The organism is Paenibacillus sp. FSL H7-0918 (assembly GCF_038007025.1).
In the GTDB taxonomy this organism is placed as follows: domain Bacteria; phylum Bacillota; class Bacilli; order Paenibacillales; family Paenibacillaceae; genus Paenibacillus_AQ; species Paenibacillus_AQ odorifer.
Genome location: NZ_JBBOWJ010000002.1, coordinates 475,794 through 495,190, shown reverse-complemented (window position 1 = coordinate 495,190; position 19,397 = coordinate 475,794). Strand labels below are relative to the sequence as shown.

19 protein-coding genes and 1 pseudogene are annotated in these 19,397 nt (G+C 43.1%); 17 read left to right on the top strand and 3 right to left on the bottom strand.

Features of this window, described 5'->3' with window-relative positions; all coding sequences use genetic code 11:
- The first annotated feature begins 9 nt into the window (after positions 1 to 9).
- From MHI15_RS16155 to MHI15_RS16110, 9 genes are all read left to right on the top strand, one after another.
- Entirely contained in the window at positions 10 to 1,152 is a 1,143-nt protein-coding gene (locus tag MHI15_RS16155; RefSeq protein WP_340034129.1) for a DUF2264 domain-containing protein, read from the top strand.
- A gap of 73 nt (positions 1,153 to 1,225) precedes the next feature.
- Complete coding sequence (locus MHI15_RS16150; RefSeq protein WP_341164608.1) at positions 1,226 to 3,034, top strand: hypothetical protein; 1,809 nt, start codon at positions 1,226 to 1,228, stop codon at positions 3,032 to 3,034.
- Between the two features lie 72 nt (positions 3,035 to 3,106).
- The gene (locus tag MHI15_RS16145; protein WP_076185373.1) at positions 3,107 to 4,243 is read left to right on the top strand and encodes a glycoside hydrolase family 88 protein; all 1,137 of its coding nucleotides are present in this window, start codon (positions 3,107 to 3,109) and stop codon (positions 4,241 to 4,243) included.
- 10 nt (positions 4,244 to 4,253) lie between these two features.
- Positions 4,254 to 6,113 (top strand): DUF2264 domain-containing protein, encoded by a 1,860-nt coding sequence (locus MHI15_RS16140; protein ID WP_341164607.1) that lies wholly within the window; start codon positions 4,254 to 4,256, stop codon positions 6,111 to 6,113.
- A gap of 207 nt (positions 6,114 to 6,320) precedes the next feature.
- Positions 6,321 to 7,022, top strand: coding sequence for an RNA polymerase sporulation sigma factor SigK (gene sigK / locus MHI15_RS16135; RefSeq protein ID WP_036675850.1), 702 nt, complete (start codon positions 6,321 to 6,323; stop codon positions 7,020 to 7,022).
- A gap of 460 nt (positions 7,023 to 7,482) precedes the next feature.
- Positions 7,483 to 8,400 carry an RHS repeat-associated core domain-containing protein gene (locus MHI15_RS16125; protein WP_341164606.1) on the top strand — a complete coding sequence of 306 codons (918 nt, stop codon included), beginning with the start codon at positions 7,483 to 7,485 and terminating at the stop codon, positions 8,398 to 8,400.
- Positions 8,401 to 8,402: 2 nt separating this feature from the next.
- Positions 8,403 to 8,690 carry a hypothetical protein gene (locus MHI15_RS16120; protein ID WP_341164605.1) on the top strand — a complete coding sequence of 96 codons (288 nt, stop codon included), beginning with the start codon at positions 8,403 to 8,405 and terminating at the stop codon, positions 8,688 to 8,690.
- A 152-nt stretch (positions 8,691 to 8,842) separates the two neighbouring features.
- Positions 8,843 to 9,451 carry a helix-turn-helix domain-containing protein gene (locus MHI15_RS16115; protein ID WP_341164604.1) on the top strand — a complete coding sequence of 203 codons (609 nt, stop codon included), beginning with the start codon at positions 8,843 to 8,845 and terminating at the stop codon, positions 9,449 to 9,451.
- A gap of 283 nt (positions 9,452 to 9,734) precedes the next feature.
- On the top strand, positions 9,735 to 10,490 hold the full coding sequence (locus MHI15_RS16110) for a hypothetical protein (protein ID WP_341164603.1): 756 nt from the start codon (positions 9,735 to 9,737) through the stop codon (positions 10,488 to 10,490).
- A 251-nt stretch (positions 10,491 to 10,741) separates the two neighbouring features.
- Here the strand turns inward: MHI15_RS16110 and MHI15_RS16105 are convergent, their stop codons facing one another.
- Positions 10,742 to 10,951: a helix-turn-helix domain-containing protein gene (locus MHI15_RS16105; protein ID WP_076305686.1), complete on the bottom strand. Its 210-nt coding sequence runs from the start codon at positions 10,949 to 10,951 to the stop codon at positions 10,742 to 10,744.
- A 185-nt stretch (positions 10,952 to 11,136) separates the two neighbouring features.
- Here MHI15_RS16105 and MHI15_RS16100 point away from each other — a divergent pair, with 185 nt between their 5' ends.
- From MHI15_RS16100 to MHI15_RS16070, 7 genes are all read left to right on the top strand, one after another.
- Positions 11,137 to 11,934, top strand: a complete 798-nt coding sequence (locus MHI15_RS16100; RefSeq protein WP_341164602.1) for a recombinase family protein — start codon at positions 11,137 to 11,139, stop codon at positions 11,932 to 11,934.
- Positions 11,931 to 12,188, top strand: coding sequence for a hypothetical protein (locus tag MHI15_RS16095; RefSeq protein WP_341164601.1), 258 nt, complete (start codon positions 11,931 to 11,933; stop codon positions 12,186 to 12,188). The genes MHI15_RS16100 and MHI15_RS16095 overlap by 4 nt, the downstream gene beginning before the upstream one ends.
- Positions 12,189 to 12,406: 218 nt before the next feature.
- Positions 12,407 to 13,642 (top strand): IS110 family transposase, encoded by a 1,236-nt coding sequence (locus MHI15_RS16090; RefSeq protein ID WP_341164600.1) that lies wholly within the window; start codon positions 12,407 to 12,409, stop codon positions 13,640 to 13,642.
- Between the two features lie 109 nt (positions 13,643 to 13,751).
- Positions 13,752 to 14,384, top strand: coding sequence for a hypothetical protein (locus MHI15_RS16085; RefSeq protein WP_341164599.1), 633 nt, complete (start codon positions 13,752 to 13,754; stop codon positions 14,382 to 14,384).
- Between the two features lie 5 nt (positions 14,385 to 14,389).
- Complete coding sequence (locus MHI15_RS16080; protein WP_076305725.1) at positions 14,390 to 14,794, top strand: hypothetical protein; 405 nt, start codon at positions 14,390 to 14,392, stop codon at positions 14,792 to 14,794.
- Positions 14,795 to 15,286: 492 nt separating this feature from the next.
- A complete protein-coding gene (locus MHI15_RS16075; RefSeq protein WP_076193575.1) occupies positions 15,287 to 15,673 on the top strand; it encodes a hypothetical protein in 387 nt (128 codons plus the stop codon).
- Entirely contained in the window at positions 15,639 to 16,061 is a 423-nt protein-coding gene (locus tag MHI15_RS16070; protein ID WP_076193573.1) for a hypothetical protein, read from the top strand. The genes MHI15_RS16075 and MHI15_RS16070 overlap by 35 nt, the downstream gene beginning before the upstream one ends.
- Before the next feature lie 33 nt (positions 16,062 to 16,094).
- On the opposite strand, the gene MHI15_RS16065 is transcribed toward MHI15_RS16070, so the two are convergent.
- A complete protein-coding gene (locus tag MHI15_RS16065; protein ID WP_076193570.1) occupies positions 16,095 to 16,283 on the bottom strand; it encodes a helix-turn-helix domain-containing protein in 189 nt (62 codons plus the stop codon).
- Between the two features lie 167 nt (positions 16,284 to 16,450).
- Positions 16,451 to 18,559, bottom strand: coding sequence for a Piwi domain-containing protein (locus MHI15_RS16060; protein ID WP_341164598.1), 2,109 nt, complete (start codon positions 18,557 to 18,559; stop codon positions 16,451 to 16,453).
- 157 nt (positions 18,560 to 18,716) lie between these two features.
- Here MHI15_RS16060 and sigK (MHI15_RS16055) point away from each other — a divergent pair.
- Positions 18,717 to 19,229 (top strand): annotated as a pseudogene (sigK, locus tag MHI15_RS16055) (RNA polymerase sporulation sigma factor SigK); the annotation flags it as partial.
- Positions 19,230 to 19,397 lie beyond the last annotated feature (168 nt).

Below are 19,397 nucleotides of genomic sequence, written 5' to 3'. Positions count from 1 at the left end.
GAATTGTGCATGAATGGGAAGGAACAGCGTAAATACTGGCTGGATACAATGCTGCTGATCGGGGGGCCTGTGCTGAATGCTTTGGCTGAGCGGAAATTAAAGGAACAGTTGCCTACAAAGTTTCATAGTGACCGGAGCCAGTTTGCCCATTTGGAGGCTTTTGCGAGATTGGCATGCGGAATGGCCCCTTGGCTTGAGCTAGAGGGACTTGAGGGTGAGGAAGAACAGCTTAGAGCCCGTTATGCCGGGCTAATGCTGGAAGCCATTGATGCCGCTGTTGATCCGAATTCACCTGACTATATGGAATTCAAGGCTGAAGGCCAACCGCTGGTTGATGCGGCATTCCTGGCACATGCGCTGGTGCGTGCACCAAAGCAGCTTGCCGGCAAGCTGAGTGCGCGGGTCAAAGGCAATGTAATAACAGCGCTGAAGCAGACACGCCGGACAGCGCCAAGCGGCAGCAACTGGCTGCTGTTCAGCGCAATGGTGGAAGCCGCTTTGTATATACTTGGCGATCCTGAATATGACCGGATGCGCGTTGGCTATGCGGTCCATATGTTCATGGATTGGTATAAGGGCGACGGAGTTTACGGGGATGGCAAGGACTTTCACTGGGATTATTACAACAGCTTTGTTATTCAGCCGATGCTGGTGGATGTGGTAGCACTTTTTGAACTGGAGTCGGAGCAATATTCCGCATTGAAACCGCTGATTCAGCAACGGGCACAGCGATACGCTACTGTTCTCGAACGGATCATTGCACCGGATGGAACCTATCCCTTTATCGGGCGTTCGATCGTTTACCGTTTTGGGGCGTTTCAACTGCTGTCGCAGGCGGCGCTGCAGCATTTTTTGGAGGAAGCATTGCCCCCTGCACAGGTACGCTGCGCTTTGACAGCTGTGATTACGCGAATTATGGAATATCCGGGTACGTTGGATGAGTCCGGATGGCTACGTCCGGGGGTATACGGTTATCAGCCGGAGCTTGCGGAGAGCTATATCAATACAGGCAGTCTTTATTTATGCGCCTCCGTATTCCTCCCGCTGGGGCTGCTCCCTTCTGATCCATTCTGGTCAGGGGAAGAGATGAAATGGACTTCACTAAAAATTGCAGCCGGTGAGGATGTTATGAGAGATCATGCCTTGGAATAAAAAGTATTCAGCCATATTAGTGAAGAATAAGATGCTTCGCGGATCTGACTGACCTTTAAGGAGGAAAAAAGGCATGAATAAACAGATGCTTTTGGAAATAGTGCATGAAATGAAGCCAGTCGATCTGAGCTTGTATTATCCAAAGGGGGATGCGGCTGCTTTTTGGAAACGGGCGTTATCATCGGGAGTACTACAGGCAGATATCAGCGAGATCCGCGCGGAGGCGGTAAGGCTGGACGGGCAGTCTATACCTGAAATGTCGTATACGTTATTTTCCATTTATTCGCGTACGGGTTCAAGGCTGGAATATGAACGGGTCTATTTTGAACGGAGAAGAAGGCTGAATACTTATGTATTTCTGGCTTTGCTGGAGCCGGATCATCCGGAAGTACTGGAGAAGCTGGAGGACATCCTCTGGGCTATTTGCGATGAGTACACCTGGTGTCTTCCGGCCCACCTCCCAGCGGATCATAATGCAGCTGATATCAACCGGTATATTGATCTGTTTTCTTCCGAGACCGGATTTACTTTAAGTGAAGTTTTACTTTTGCTCGGGGAACGACTTTCGCAGCTTCTGAGATCCCGAATCCACCATGAAGTAGAGCGGAGACTGTTTCGTCCATTTCTTGAAAATGGTCCTTATGATTGGGAGACAGCGCGGCATAATTGGGCAGCGGTCTGTGCGGGATCAATCGGGGCTGCTGCCTTGCTGTCTGTGGAGGACCCAGCCATGCTTTCGGATATTCTGCTGAGGACAGAGCGCGCCATGTTGTATTACCTGGAAGGGTTCGGTGAGGACGGTGCTTGTCTGGAAGGCCTTGGGTACTGGAATTATGGGTTTGGTTATTTCACTTATTATAGCGATCTCCTCTGTTCCAGAAGCGCAGGCAGACTGGACTGGTTCAACCAAGAGAAGGTAGCGCAAATCGCGCGCTTCCAACAAAAATGTTTCATTGACGGAAGTCATGTAGCCAATTTCTCTGATTCAGTGCCTCAGGTGCTAGTACATATGGGATTGTCCCATTATCTGGCGGAAGTCTGTACGGATGTCGAACGCCCCCCATCCGCTTTGCGCGCTCCTTACACTGAAGATCATTGCAGCCGCTTTGCACCGGCTTTCCGCAATCTGATCTGGACCAGGGCTGGCAAGGAGGACGAAGCTTGGCGAGCCGCCAGCTATTATCTCCCTGATGCCGCTTGGCTTGTCTCGCGTTATGTGTCGGAGGCGGGTTCATTCGGATTCGCCGCCAAGGGCGGGCACAATGCTGAACCGCATAACCATAATGATCTGGGACATTTCATTCTGAGCGGCCGGGGAGAGATCTACGCATCCGATCTTGGAAGCGGAGAGTATACTGCTGATTATTTTGGGGCTGGCCGTTACCAGTATGACTGCAATGGATCGCAGGGTCATTCGCTGCCGATCATTGATGGCCAGTATCAGCTGGCCGGTCGGGCGTTCAGCTCCACAGTGCTGCATGCATCGGCGGAGGAGAATGATGAGCTGACACTGGATCTGACACAGGCGTATCAGGTAACAGGACTACAGTCCTTAATCCGTTCGTTCGTCTGGCATAAAGAGGAATGTCCTCGGCTGGAGCTTACAGACACTTACCGGTATGCGGGAATTCCGGCGAGCTGGACGGAGCGGTTTGTCACCTGGCGTGAGCCGAAGCTCCTTCATCCGGGTACCTTGCTGCTGCCGGGGACTACGGCTCGCGGCGTTGAAGTGACTTACGATTCACTGAAAGTTGAGCCGGAGATTACTGTGCATGTGTACCGGGATCATTTTGGTATGGAGAAGCTCTGGTATAGTCTGGACTTCCATGTGCTTCAGCTTGGCGCGGTGGGCAAACTGGTATTCACTTTTCAATTTCTATAAAAGATGGGCCTGAGCTTATAAAAAGTCCTCTATCAGAGGGTAGAGGCTAATTCGAATAAAGGCGGGATTTAGATGAGTAGATTAGTAAAGCAAGCTTGGGTAGACGAGGCTTGGGGCAAAGCCTTGGAGAAGACTAGAACGAACAGTCGAAGAATCGGTGCAGAATTCCCCCATGCGAGTCAAGGCGGCAAATACGTGCTTGAAGCACCAAACTGGTGGACGGCTGGCTTTTGGCCGGGAATGCTCTGGCAGCTCTATGCTGAGAGTGGTGATGAGGATTTGAAAGCGATTGCTGAGCAGTGTGAGGAACGTCTTGACGAGGTGCTGGATGGTTATGTGAAGCTGGACCATGACCTAGGTTTTATGTGGCTGTTGACCAGTGTTGCGAACTACAAGCTCACGGGCAGAGAAGCATCACGAGTCCGGGCGTTGAAGGCAGCCAACTATCTGGCGGCCCGCTTCAATCTGAAAGGACGCTACATCCGGGCCTGGAATCCATGGAGTGAAGGCGAGGATAACAGCGGGGTAGCCATTATCGATTGCTGTATGAATACCAGCCTGCTTTTTTGGGCTTCCGAAGTAACAGGGGATCCACGTTATCGGCATATCGCTGAGGCGCATATGGATACGGTGCTGGAGCATTTCATCCGGCCGGATGGTTCGGTTTATCACATCGTCAAATTTAACCCGGAATCGGGCGAAGTGGTTGAAAAGCTTGGCGGGCAAGGTTATGCGCCCGAGTCGGCTTGGTCGCGCGGGGCAGCCTGGGCGCTCTACGGACTGTCATTGGCCTATCATCATACGGGCAAGCAGAGTTATCTTAATGCAGCCAAGCAGGTCGCGCATTTCTTCTTGACCCGTCTGCCCGAAGATCACGTTCCACATTGGGATTTCCGTGCTCCCGGTGAAGTTGGCGAGATTCGTGATAGCTCTGCTGGTTCCTGTGCAGCGAGTGGCTTGCTGTTGTTAGCTAGCCAGGTGGACGACTCGGAGGCTCATGTGTATCGGAACGGGGCTATAAGAATTACTGAATCCCTTTATCGGAATTATGGAACTTGGGACAATGCAGAAGAAGAAGGATTGCTGCTTCATGGTACGAGTAACTATCCTGAAGATCGGAATATAGATGTTCCGCTTATCTATGGTGATTTCTTCTATGTCGAAGCGCTAGCCCGGCTAAAAGAAGCCGGACCGTTCTACTGGGAATAGGGGGCATATAATGCAGACTGAAAAGACTTTTACGACTATTGCTAAAAATCCGCTAAAGACCCGGGAGGATCTGGTCTCTGCTCTTGAACAGCTTACAGATCCGCTTCGGCCGCTCTACAGCAGAGGCGGCGCACGGCTGGCAATCGGCGGAACAGGAGCCAGCTATTCAGCAGCAACTGCAGAAATGGAAGGTTTCTCCCGGGTATTGTGGGGCTTAGTGCCCCTGCTCATGGGAGGCGGAGAAAACGGGCTTTGGGATACTGTGCTGAATGGCATACGCCACGGCACGGATCCTGCCCATGAAGAATACTGGGGTGAAGTTCAAGATTATGACCAGCGTCTGGTAGAGATGGCGGTCTTCGGTTTCGCCTTAGCCGCCATTCCTGAACAGATCTGGTCACCACTTACCCAGAAGGAACAGGAGCAATTGTACAGCTGGCTGAATCAGATTAATTCCCATCCTTGCTATGACTGCAACTGGCTGTTCTTCAACGTGCTGGTTAATGTCGGATTCCGCAGAATCGGCCGACCCTACGACGCGGAGCAGCTGGAGAACAATCTGAAGCGAATGGATGATTTCTATCTGGGTGATGGCTGGTACAGTGATGGAATTAACGGGCATAGCGATTATTATGTTCCTTTTGCCATCCATTATTATGCGCTACTGTACGCGAAGCTGATGGAACAGGAGGACCCGGAACGTTCACAGGTGTTCAAAGAACGGGCCCGGCTTTTTGCCACCGAATTGTTGGGCTGGTTCGCTCCGGATGGATCTGCCCTTCCTTATGGAAGGAGCTTAACCTACCGCTTTGCCCAGTCTGCTTTCTGGAGCGCACTCGTCTATGCAGGCGTTGAAGGATTCCCTGTAGGTGTGGTCAAAGGATTAGTACTGCGCAATTTGCGCTGGTGGTTCAGCCAGCCGATCTTTGATGCCGGAGGCGTACTGACGATTGGTTATACCTATCCCAACTTGGTCATGGCGGAGAATTATAACGCTCCCGGTTCCCCCTACTGGGCGTTAAAGACATTCCTGCCATTAGCTCTCAGCGCGGAGCATCCATTCTGGAAGGAAGAAGAACTGCCGCTGCCGGATATTCCTGCAGTTATAGTCCAGAAGCCTGCGCATCTTGTCATTGTCCGCGAACCTGCTTCCGGCCATGTGGCTGCCTTCAACAGTGGTCATCTATATACGAATGAACATACCCACACGTCTGCCAAGTATGAGAAATTCGTATACTCAACAGGCTTCGGGTTCAGCGTACCCCGCTCCGAATGGGGATTGTCTCAAGGGGCATTTGATTCCATGCTCGCTCTAAGTGAGAGCGGGGACAACTTATATCGGGTCAGACGGCGGAATATGGAGTCAAGAATTGTGGACAATGTGCTGCACTCCGTCTGGAAGCCATGGACTAATGTGGAGGTTCGGACCTGGATCGTTGCTGGGCTGCCCTGGCATATTCGGATACACCGGATCGAGACCGGACGACCGTTGGACGCCGCAGAGGGCGGCTTCGCGCTTGGTCAGGAAGCGGGGGTGGAACAGCAGATCGGCCTTACAACCGCGGCAGTATCTACAGCAAGGGGAATAAGCGGAGTCAAGGGTTTGATCGGCTACGAAAAGGCTGAGCTAATTTGGCCTAATGCCAACACAAACCTGCTTCATCCCCGGACTGTTTTGCCTACACTGACGACTTTCCTTGAGCCTGGAATCCACTGGCTGGCTTCGGCTGTATACGGTGATCCGTCGGGAGATTCTTGCGGTGGTATTCTTGAACAATCACCTGAGTCTATTTTGAAGGTTACTTTTGATAAGGACATCATAAAGGTTCTTACGTCTAGTGAAGCGGAATTTATTATCAGAAGAGAGTGAGAATTACCGCTAACAACATTGTGTTAAAAAGACAAGTAATTGAGTAGAGTATGACTGATTTCTCGTATGAAAAATAAATTTCTGTGGTTGTACAATTTCCCCCGTACAGGCACTTCTAGGCGCACGCCCACATACAATAAGGATGACCATGAACCCGTAAGGCAAACAGATCGGTTTCATTGTACAAGTGCGGGAGGTGTCGCCAAGTTGCCTGGATTCTTAAGCACGATTGCGTTGCTGATCAAAGAACTGACGCTGCTGGTATCATACGTAAGGAATAATGCATTTCCACAACCGCTCTCGGAGCAGGAGGAAAGCCGATACTTAGGGATGATGGCTGAGGGAGATGCCAAGGCCCGCAATTTGTTGATTGAGCATAATTTGCGGCTCGTTGCCCATATAGTGAAAAAATTCGATAACACCGGAGAAGACATGGAGGATCTGATCTCCATCGGCACCATCGGCCTGATTAAAGCTATTGAGAGTTATCGTCCGAACAAAGGGACAAAGCTAGCCACTTTTGCTGCCCGTTGTATTGAGAACGAAATCCTGATGCACCTAAGATCCTTGAAGAAAACTCGTAAAGACGTATCCCTGCATGATCCAATTGGGACAGACAAAGAAGGTAATGAAATTACACTTATCGATATCCTTGGCTCCGAAGCGGATGATGTCATTAAAGAAGTAGATCTGAAGATCGAAAAGAGTAAGATTTATCGTAACCTTGATATTCTGGATGACCGGGAAAAAGAAGTTGTCGTGGGGCGGTTTGGATTGGATACAGGTGGAGAAGAGCGGACACAGCGGGAAATTGCTAAGGAGTTGGGGATCTCGCGGAGTTATGTTTCGAGGATAGAGAAAAGGGCGCTTATGAAGCTGTATCATGAGTTTTATAAGGCGAAGCGGTAGGATCTTAGATAATAACTAAAGATTCACTATAGAGTGTTTTAAAAGTGACTTGCCAACAAGGGAGTTGCTTTTTTGTTAATTCAAGTAGTTGGGCTAAATGAACATAAAAAAGCATATTCAGAAAATTAACTTTGTAACTGCTGAGGGTTGTTTTATGACATACAAAGAAATATATGATCTTTATATTCAATTGTTGCTGGCGGACTTCGTGCGATAATGAGAAAAGGTAACACACATACGCAAGTAAACTATGATTTAAATGGACAGTTTATTACGGAAGAAAGGTTAAATGGGAATAATATCGTGTAGAAATCCACGTATGTCCGAGGCGACCGAGTTTTGGTGAAGAAAGACAAGACCACTAGTAAAGATTACTATTATCTGTACAATGGTCACGGCGATATTGTACAGAAGGTAGATACGAGTGGCGCAGTAGTGAATAGCTACGCCTACGATGTGTGTGGCAACATTACCACAAAAAGAAGAAACACTAAACCCATTCAAGTACACAGGGGAAGTGTATGATGAAGAGACAGGACTATACTATCTACGGGCACGGTATTATGATCCGAGTATGAGGCGTTTTTTAAATGAGGATACGTACGAGGGGCAGATTGATAATCCGCTGAGTTTGAACTTGTATACGTATGTAGAAAATAATCCACTGATATATGTTGATCCGACGGGACATATGTCTTTTAAAACGTACTGGTACATCAGTAGAGGTTCACAAGATGGGTTTTTAAATATTGCTGGAAGTACAGCATCTGCGTTATTTAAGTCTCAAACATATAAATCCATTTATGGAGTTGGTAAGGGGCTGTATAATGGTAATATAAGTTTAGGGGATTTAGGGAACGCTTTTGGCAGTGCATTCATAGAACCCTTTAATTATTTGATTGACCATGCTGATCATATTTTTAACGGTAATCCATCAAAAGATGAGTCATATGCTTACGGTAGGAATTATGCAGAAGCGCTTTTTAATTTGCAAGGCGCTATGGGGACTGCGGCAGGAGTAACTAAATTAATTCTAAAAGCACCAAGTTTAGTAGCTTCGATGGGTGCTGCTAATATTATTAAAGCTGTCCCTAAGCTGGAGAGTTTGGCAAGTAGTGCTGTTAGTAGTAACAGACCAATAATTGGAATTCTCAGAGCGAATGGTCAAATTGATGCTTTTGTTCAACCGGAGAATTATGGTGCTTTTTTAAGTCATAAGCAGTTGGGACTTACAAAAGGAGACTTAGGATTTGGATTATCTTATTATGATGGACAGTGGAGTGTTCGTGGTTCGGGGTATGCTTCAGCTAATGGCTGGGCACAACCAACACCAGAACAAGCAGAAATGATTAAAAAATTATTTGGTGTAGGTGACTAAATATGAATTTAAGAAGACTTATTGAACGTCGATATGGCGTTTACTGCCCTAACTGTGGACACGAACTTTCCATCTACTCTACATTTTCATCTAATAAGTTTGCGGTAAAGTGTAATGAATGCAAGAACGGATACATCTTTGAACGTAATAATAATCAATTACTTCCATCAAACCAGACTGATGAAATTGAGAAGTTATGGGAAAGTGATGAGTATCATGAATATTACAAAGGAATTCCTACTAGTGAGGCTTTCATGCCTAATTGGTTAAAGAAGCATCCGAAAGATTAGATTATAAATGGAAACAATTCATTTACTAAAATTAGCCACGTGTGAGTCAAAGACTTCACGTGGCTTTTTCTTTTGGAAAAAGTGATTGACATTCTTGGTATGGCATAATATAATCAATCTTGTAAGACATACTAGGTATGGCGGTGAATGAGATGATCGGATTACAATTTATAGCTGACACGTTTCACATGGAGTACAAATCGGTAGCAGAAGCAATCGGGGTATCCAAGCAAACATTTCAGGACTGGATCAAAGAAAGACGGAAGATACCTGAACCACGTCTTGAGCAGTTGTCTGAGTTATTTGGGATCGAGGAAAAAACGTTATTCCAGAAGGAGTTGCTTCCATCCGAAAAGTCGGAAATTCTTATGGTTTACTTAACCAAAACAGATGAACATGAGGAAATTGAGATAACAGGCGTTGATGACGAAGGATATGAATATACAACAACAGAGCATTATTCGCATAATAGGCAGCTCGTTGACTATATCTATGAAGAGCAGAAAAAAGAACGATTGATTGAACAGTTGGAAGTACTGGTCAATGACGAAGAAAATGAGAATTTTAAACGGCTTGAAGATGTAGTTACAGTATTTCAAGAACAGAATCGTAATAAAAAGATAGCATTGGAATTGGTCTTATATTATCTAGTTCACCGGGATAACGAATGGGGAGTCCACCCAGATTACGCAAAATACGAACAGAAACAGTTCTTTGAAAAACTTGACAAGCTGTTTGAAGAAACAGGAATAAAACCTTAATGAGGTGGTGATCACGATGAAAAAGATAGACACGAGTTGAACAATAGCCCGACTCCAGCCGTGGGTTCTCATTCTTATAACATCTCCAATCACATCCAATATCTTAGACTACTAGAAATGAAAGAAGGTTTCATATGTTTGACACTATCATACTGAAAGCAAACCTATTCCTATTGATCCAGCTATATTGAATCACTATAGCTCTAATTCAACTACATTCTATAGCAAAGAAACAGGCGCATTGAACACAAGCTATACGTTAAAAGATGAAAAGTTGCCATATATGAAGTATATCGAGAATAGCCAAACACTCACAGTACAAGTATCCATGCCAAAGTTTCTATACGGAGACAACGTTACGATGCTCACAGAAGCAGACATTCCCTTGTTTTTTGAACAGTTGCAAGAGAGGCTGCTCCATCTCTTTGATGTGTATATTCCACACTCTGAATGGATAATAAGCCGATGTGATGTCTGTTGCAATTTTCAGGTGGGTAAGAAGGTCGGTGAATATGTGCGGATGCTCAGTAGGCAGCAGCTTGCTTATAAAAATACTATTTCGTATAACCAAGATCAGACCGTTGAATACCGGAACAAGAGCAGCAGAATTATGCTTTATGATAAGCATAAGCAGACTCGAAAGGAAGAAGAATCAAATGAGATTATTGAACGTTCTAAAGGTATACTGCGACTAGAAGTTCGACCTAGCGACAGTGATCTTAGAAGATTCTCGCCAACGAGAAAGGCAGTAGAATTACTCCAAAAACCATTCTTTGACTACACGATGGAGAGGACACTTGTACAGATTGAGTATCCAGAGGAAGTCAGCGATATGGATTTGTCTTGGCTAATGGAGAACAGAGAGAACATATCCAAGATCGAAACTGTTCTTGGTTTCCAACTACTGCAAAGCATGTTTGATGAATCCGTATTAAGGCAGCTTTATACATCATCTACGTATGCCAATCGCAAAACCATGGCAAAAAAAATAGCAATCCCCAAAGGGAACTGCCTAGATCGTCTTGCTATAAATAGCTAGAAGACACATCCTCACCGATGGACACGTTATTTTGCCGATAACGATAAAAAGTCCAACATGCTGGATGAAATAAAAATAACATAGTCTCTATTGTACTTGAAAATAAAGAGATTACAACCCCTGCCTTCCGGGAAATGTTCACCATTACGATAGGAAAACACCCGGGGGTGGTTTACATCAAAAAGCATGATTCTTGTTGAGGAATAGGGTGTAGCACATCCAGCGCCCGACCCGACTTGCATTTAGACACCTTAAGCTTCCGAATCTTCAACAATCAGTTCATGGATGGAGATGTCTAGGGCATCACATATCGCTTCCAGCGTTCGGATATAGACTCTGTCTACTGAATCGGAACAGAGATGATTGATGGTTGCGTAGCGAATGTTCATTTGCATGGAGAGTTGACGTTGAGAAATTCCTTTCTCAGCAAGTATTTCTTTTAAGCGAATCTTTAATTTCATAGGAAAATAATCCTCCAACGTAAAAACGTACTATTAACCGTACTATATCACATTGTGTCCAATCTAGCATTGATATATACGCTTAAAGGTACTATAATTACTATGTACTCTTAAGAGTGCATAGCGGCGGTGTTACAGCAATTCTAATTCATGTAACGCTAAGGTTATCGGGGGAGGTAAACCTAATGAATGTCATAGGCTATGTGAGGGTCAGTACACAAGGTCAAGTGAAGGATGGCTACAGCTTGTCCTACCAGCAAGACGAGATTCAGTCGTACTGTGAGCAGCAGGGTTGGCATCTGGTTCACGTCTTTACAGACGAGGGCATCAGTGGAGCGAAAGTGGACGAGGAAGCCTTAGAAGTCGAACGAGAGGGCTTCCAAGACATGCTGACCTATGTATCGAGTCACAAGGTAGATTACGTTGTTGTCCTGAATACAAGCAGATTATGGAGAAGTGATATTGTCAAAGTCCTTGTCCATCGGGAACTGAAAAAACGCAATATCGACATTCGGAGTATTGAACAAACAACCTATAGCATTTTTAAGAAAGACCCGTCTGACTTCTTGATTAACGGTTTGATGGAATTGCTGGATGCTTATCAGCGGCTGGAGATTGCTATGAAGCTGGGACGTGGACGAAACAAAAAGGCTTCCGAAGGCAAGTTTGCAGGTGGAGGTATTCCTTTTGGTTACAAAGGGAAGCGGGGATCAAAGCAAATATTCATTGACGAACAGAAGGCAGCCACAGTTCAGCGGCTATTTCAATTGAAAGAGCAATACCCTATATGGTCATTGTCGGCTTTAGCCGAGAAGTTGAATGAAGAAGGATTTACAACAGAACAAGGGAAGAGTTTCACCAAAATACAGGTTAAACGAATCCTAGATCGTAAAGCATTTTATCAAGGAACGTATCGTTATGGACAGATCGAGGCAGACGGTAAACATCAAGCGATCCTACGGTCTGGAGGAATGTGCTTGTGACGATATTACAAGAGAAGTATGAATCGCTGGTTGAGCAAGAAGATCAGCTTCTAACAAGTCTCCGAACAACTACAGCTTATGAAAATGCCATGTTTCAAATTACACAGGAACAAGCTGCGGAGATTCACTTGCCGACAGCGGAGAAAATCATAGATAAGATTCACGAGTATACAGAAGAACTGCGGCTAGACCTGTTATATGTGCGTCTGGAGAAGTCACACGTTGCTGGGATGTTAAAACTTACAGCTTTCTAAGCATTAAAGTGAACAAGAGATTGCTAACGTATCTTTGCGGCACAGACCGCTCGAACTGAGGATGCAAACTTGTTTATCCATGATGTTTTCGCACTCGTTTGAGTGGTTACTAATGGGCTGGATACATACAGATCAAGCGATAAGGACAGCAAAGATTCTTGAATGCAATGAATCGAATTCGTTGGTAACAATTCAAATATAGAGGGAGCAACAGAAGCATGATTGAACAGCAGAATCTGATCTATGTAGGGGTTGACCTGCATAAACAACATCATACAGCCGTCATTATTGACTGCTGGAGTAAGAAGCTAGGAGAAATAAAATTCGATAACAAGCCGTCTGCCTTTCCTTTACTGCTCAAGGAATTGAAGAAGTACACCAAGAAGAGTTTGTCCGTCGTCTATGGACTGGAGGATATCGGAGGTTATGGCAGAGGACTCGCCGTCTATCTGAAAGACAATCGTTGCTGGGTGAAGGAAGTGAACGCAAAGCTTGCTAACGCCAGAAGAAAGAGCCATGTGACCGTTCAAAAGACGGATAGCTGGGATGCGGAATGCGTTGCCAAGGTGCTCAGAGACGAGTTGGAGCGCCTGCCAGATGCCAAGCCCATAGACCTGTATTGGGCGATTAGCCAGCTTGTGACGCAGCGAAGATGGTTGGCTAAGAGTTTAACAGAAACGGTAAAGAAGTTGCACCAGCAAATTAGCTATTCCTATCCCAGTTATAAAAAGTTCTTCTCTGAAGTGGAGGGGAAAACGGCACTCGCCTTCTGGGAAACGTACCCATCACCGTATACCTTGAAGGACGTGTCAGAGGAAGCCCTTGCGGCATTTTTACGAAAGTACAGCAACAATGGATTGTCTCATAAGAAGGCAAATCAAATTCTTACTCTGATCGACGCAGACGGAGAGACGTATCGGGATTATCAGCAGTCACGAGATTCAGTAGTGGTGAGCCAAGTGGAATCAGCTCGTTTTTTTCAAGAACAATTAGTCAGTATAGAGGACGAAATTGATTTCTTATTGAAGCGTCTTGGCTTCCAACTTGAATCCATGACTGGTATAGATGTGGTGACAGCAGCACAAATTGTGGCAGAGATTGGCGACATCTACCGATTTTCATCTCCCGACAAGCTTGCTCGTTTTGCTGGCATTGCACCTGTAACTGTAGGTTCAGGAAACAAGTCACGAAACTACAAAAGTAAGCAAGGCAATCGGGAATTGCATGATATTATCAAGAGCCTTGCGATTCGTCAGATTGGTGTCACACGAACCAAGAGAGAACCAAAGAATGCCTATTTTCATTCTTATTATGAGCGAAAGATAGCAGAGGGTAAAACAAAACAACAAGCGGTTGTCTGCTTAATGAGGAAGTTGGTAAACATCATCTACGTCATGATGAAGAAAAAGTCAGCATACGTGATGCCGAATACACCTGTACGGCAAGCAGGATGATAGAATGGGTGGTAATTGGGAGTGCTTTCTCCGTTGCCACCTTCTTTATTCAAAGCTCCGCTTTATAAACTAGGATACGTATGAGGGGCAGATTGATAATCCGCTGAGCTTGAATTTGTATACTTATGTTATAAATAACCCGCTTAAATATATTGACCCAACAGGAAATATGCATGAAATGGGCGGAAAATCGTCTGGGGGTTCTGGTGGAGGAGGAGCTTATACAGTTCCAAAATGGTTAGTTAGTGAATTTAAGTTTGTTAAAACACAAAGTCCAAGGACCTTACCTAAAAATTTAAAAATACCAACGGATAGCGCTAATTCTTCTAGTAAGTTGAGAGCAGAAGTCAATACCCAAAGGAATAATACTAAGGGGACCGGTGAAGTTGAAAAAGCATTAACAACTTATAACCCTCAATTTGCTGCTCAGCAAATGCTAAAGAATGGTAAAGTTCCAATAGAGAATTTGGAAAGCATGGTTCCTAACGGTGCTGCCAACGGGTTTAAACCTTCCGCAACAATAGCAGATGGGTACAAGTATAATTATGAGATTAACGGTACAAAAATTGAAATAAAATGGCATGCTCCTGATGCGAATGCTGCTGCTAAATTTCCTAGTAGCAATTCCGGAAGCGGTTGGACTGCACAAATTAAAGTTGGAAACAAGTTGCTTGGTCAAGATGGTAAATTCTATAGAAATCCAAGTAATATCACGCACATACCTGTTGATTTTGGGAGGTAATAATTTTGTTGGATTATTATAAATCGTTGCCTGATTACATTTCCACAACCCAATTAAGAGAGTTGTTTGAGGAATTCATCTCGTCGAATAGTTCAAACAAAAATGATATTGGAGTTGCATTAGAGTCATTAGTTGAATTAGCAGACAGACAGTGGCATACGTATGAGTTAATCGACTCTGAATTAAGAAATAGGGTTGAAGAATGGATAATTGGTATTTGTAATAAGGAGTCGTTACATGATATTGAGCTAATCTCATTGATTATCGGACGGCTAGGTTTAGTAAAGGTTTATATACACCTGAAAAATTTACTAACTGGTAATGTGAGAAATGAGATTAGGACAGTTATTCACGAGATAATTGATGAGTTAGACGGTCATGTCGATGACCCTTATCATGGAATGAAGTGAAAAAATGAACACCTTGATTGGCTACGTGCCTTTCAAGGTTGTTTTTTCGTGCGGCTACCCAGTGCCGAATGAACCCATCATTCAACCATAACACACTTTACCCATGAAATACCGTTATAAGAATTTCATGATTTATGTTGTACGCACATTATTGCTTGAAAAGTATAACCTAAATAACGCTAGTTCGTAACAAAAAGGGTCGATTATGGTCAGATACCACCATGATTGACCTGTTTTTGTTATCTACGTTATCCTCTTTTTTTTCAAATCAATTGCACCTGTAAATTAGCTACTGTGATAGCCATAGCGAGAAGATACTTAATCATAAGGTTTTTCACAACTTAATGAATGGATGGCTCGATCATTACACTGACAGGACGTAATTTAACATCTTGCATAGGGAAGGTCATGTGTTAAAGGCTAGCCACCGACTCCCTCATTACTATAATACAAACGGCAAATACGTCAAAAGTTTTGGCCGTGGGGGAATGCATGAACAACATACAAATTTCTATTGATAAAGTTTCACTTGAATATCATGGAGTGACAGTGAGCTTTTACAATCAACTCGCACTGTCATTTCGAGATTGGTTTGATATTAAACCAACTATACGTCACAAAGGTTATGTATACCAATGGCATCTAGCAATGGATGATGCTTATCTTTATTTGCGGTATCAACCATGGTGTCAGAAAAAATCAAGGAAGTACACGTTACAAATTGAAACTCATCCAGACCACTTAGTTAAGTTTCAACGCTTGCTTGTTACCTTATATAAACATTCGCAGAAAGTATACCTTAACCGAATTGAATTGGCTTTCGATATTCCATATCCAATGAGCAATGAGCAATCTGTTCATTGCTTCCAATACGGGTGAAGGAACTCGATATTTTGGGCGAAAAGACCAAAGAAAGCAACATGCTTATTGCCATAACTATGATAAAAAGTTAGAGAGGAAATGGAAAGGAATTGAAGAAGTGGTGGAACGAACAAGAGTGGAATTAGTATACAGACCCGTTGAGAAAATACCTTTAGAAAGTATCATTCAGTATCCACCTAAGTTCAATGATTACTATACTTGTAGCATCATTATGGATTTGGAAGCTGTTAGGGTGGAAAAAAGAGCCATGATACTAGCATTACAAAATGGCTTAATGCTACCCGATGAACTAAGCAAGCATCATCGGGCATCAATAAAAGAAATGATGTCCTCACAGCAATTAGTTGATTTCGATGGCTTGCCGCTGGGCATTAGGCAGATTTAATAACGATAATCTGTGCTTTAGTTTGCGGCAAGGTTAGTCATCTTCCAGTACAAGAAGTTCGTTTAGGCTGATGTTGAGTGTTCGGCAAATCTGTTCCAAGGTGTCGAAGTAAGCTGCATTCACTTTATCGGAGCAGAGATGGCTAATTGTACTCGGTCGAATGTTCATTCTTCGTGCAAGTTCTCGTTGACTAATTCCTTGTGTTTCAAGGATTTCTTTTATTTATTTTGAACAGTTTGATAATGATGTATTGATCGTTGCTGTATTATTTCCTGGTGAGAAATAAAATAACAACATGTAAAAACGAAAAAATATGTTGTTCTAAATGTATTAGATTCTGGATTATCATAATAACAAATAAACCTCCCAGTATGTGGGAGGTTTATTTGTTATACAAAATGTAGCGATTTGCCAGAATCGAGCGGAAGCCATTGCCGGTTAAAGAAAGTAGAGCTTAAATCGGCATAAACGGGAAGGCGACATTTTAATAAGGAACCAATATGCATGAACGAAAGATGATAAATATCTTGAATTATTGTTTCGATTGGTAGTGATCCCTTTTTCTTGATGATTTTAATTGGTTGAGCTGTACCGACACGAGGATGAGGATTAGTAGCGATGAGATACGCTAGATCGTCTCTAACATAGCAAAGCCCTGGTTTTGTTTCCCAACCTTGCTTATCAACGTTTAGAGCCATACGACGATTCGTTTTCTTGATAATTTCTACCATGTCATATTCTACACCTAAACTATTCATCACTTCGTCTAGACTATCTAAATCTTCTCTACAAAATCCATCACGATGAAACGTAATATGCTTTGGTCTTTCATTGTAATGTTGATGATATTGATCTATCGCTGAGTACACAATTTGGCACATAGTCTCATGGCGGATTTTTTCGCCGGCTTCATTAGAGGTATTTGCCCTACTGGACAATACTATACCGTCTTTTCCTACGATCTGTACAATACCAGTAGAGTGTCTGCCAGCTTCATGAGATACATCTAGTCCAATAAAACAATCGGATGATAGGAATGAATTTAAGATCCACGGTTGAATGACTGATTTAGAATAAAGCCCCAATAATATATTACCTAGAATGTAGTCATTAGCTTTTTGAAGAGTTTCCATAGTTATGAACTGAGTCGGTACTGAAGAATTCCCTCCGAACTCCTTCTTTACCGTGTCATACCACATGCCTGAAATTTTTTCTGGGATTATCACGAGCGTCAACTCTTGAAATGAATTTTTCGTAAGCTCTTTAAGCAGGATGGCAAGTTGGTGTGGATTTGTGAAATCAATAGATTTGTTCCGATAGGCTCCTGATTTTTTTAAGATTGATAATGGTACACCCCATTTATGGGATAGCGTATTCAGTTTATCATTAAAGTCAGTTATGACATCGAGTTTTGTGTCTATCAGTTCTGGGTATACAAGTAAATTAACGGATAAAGGTTTTGAGGCTACAACACCGCCCTTATCAAGTCCATATTTAAGCTGTGTTTGAGTAACATTTTTTCCGAATTGAAGAGTAGGATTTGACAACTCCAATATTTCATACCCAGCTTGCTGGACTAGGAGCTTTTGTCTATTAAATTTAATTTTATCAGTGCGTGCTAATATTTTTTGTATTTCATCCAGCAATGTTTTAATTTTTTGATTTGCGTTTTGTTTATAAATTTCTGATGTTTGGCGCACTACACTAGAAGGAAGTGACTCAAAAGTAAGCTCTTTTTGTAGCATAGCTGGTGCATAAGCAATGCGAGTTCCATTAAATGCTTTTAGATAGACAACAGGCATACTCTGTTCAAGTTTATCAACTTTCCAAGCTTGCTTTCGTTCTTTAGTAAAATAACTAACAACTGATTGATTAAGTTCTGGAATTGCATCATTGATTGTAGAATTGGAGATTTCCACAAACTCATAATGAAGATTGTTATATATATCAATTACTCGATCGCCTTTAAAAATTGCGTTTGATTTTATTAAATCATATACCGATGCATTTGTACGATAACTATGATTTAAATCAAAACCAATGGTAATTTTGCCCGTATAGTCTACAGTAATATCACATTGTATAACCCTATGTATTGAAATATTTTCTACGACTTTTTCAGCTTTTAACCACGTGAATTTCCGACTTCCAGCAGCAATTTCTTTTTTTGGCTGAACACTTTCAATAGTTCTTAAAAGTAATCTTTCCAAGATAGTTCTCTCTGCTAGGATAGTGGGATTAATTGAGCGAATTTCATATTGAGTGAATGTGTACTCACCCCAATTTTCAATAGGTTGCCAGCTTGCAATATAGTGATTGAAAAAATCGATAACAAGCGACCTGTTTAATTTTCTTAAATCAAAAGAAGCATTTCCGTTTTCTGTATGTTGTTCAGATACATTACGCACAGGTAGCGTATATAAATGAATATTTAGAACATTTGTATTCGTGTCTGATTCCCATTCTGTAAGTACGTAGTGTGTTAGTGGTGTATTCATAATCTGTTCTGTTCACTCTCCCTATTGGCCTATACCGCAAAATCCATATGGAATATTTTAACTATACAATATATCCCATGCATCATCTATAAACATCTTTAAATAAGGGTTCTAAGATATTATTTTATTACAAGGTGATTTTATATCGTGTCGTGTCCACAACCTCAAAAAATTCGATAATACTGGGGAAGACATGGAGGATTTAATCTCCATAGGCACCATTGGCTTAATTAAAGCCATCGAGAGCTATCGTCCGAACAAAGGGACAAAACTGGCCACATTTGCGGCTCGTTGTATTGAAAATGAAATTCTGATGCACCTAAGATCCTTGAAGAAAACACGGAAAGACGTATCTCTGCACGATCCGATTGGGACAGACAAGGAAGGTAATGAAATTACACTTATCGATATCCTTGGCTCATAAGCTGATGATGTTATTAAAGAAGTGGATTTGAAGATCGAGAAGAGTAAGATTTATCGTAATCTTGATATTCTGGATGATAGGGAAAAAGAGGTTGTCGTTGGGCGATTTGGGCTAGATACAGGTGGGGAAGAGCGGACGCAGCGGGAGATTGCGAAGGAGCTTGGGATCTCGCGGAGTTATGTGTCGCGGATTGAGAAGCGGGCACTTATGAAGCTGTATCATGAGTTTTATAAGGCGAAGCGCTAGGATGTTAGAAAAAGTTAAATATTTACAATAGAGTATTTTAAAAGCGACTTGCCAACAGGGAAGTTGCTTTTTTATTATATCAGATAGATGTGCAAGATGAATAAAATGTTGGAACATCACTAGATAGAAAGAATCTCTAACTCCTTTTATATACAGGTGAAGTATACG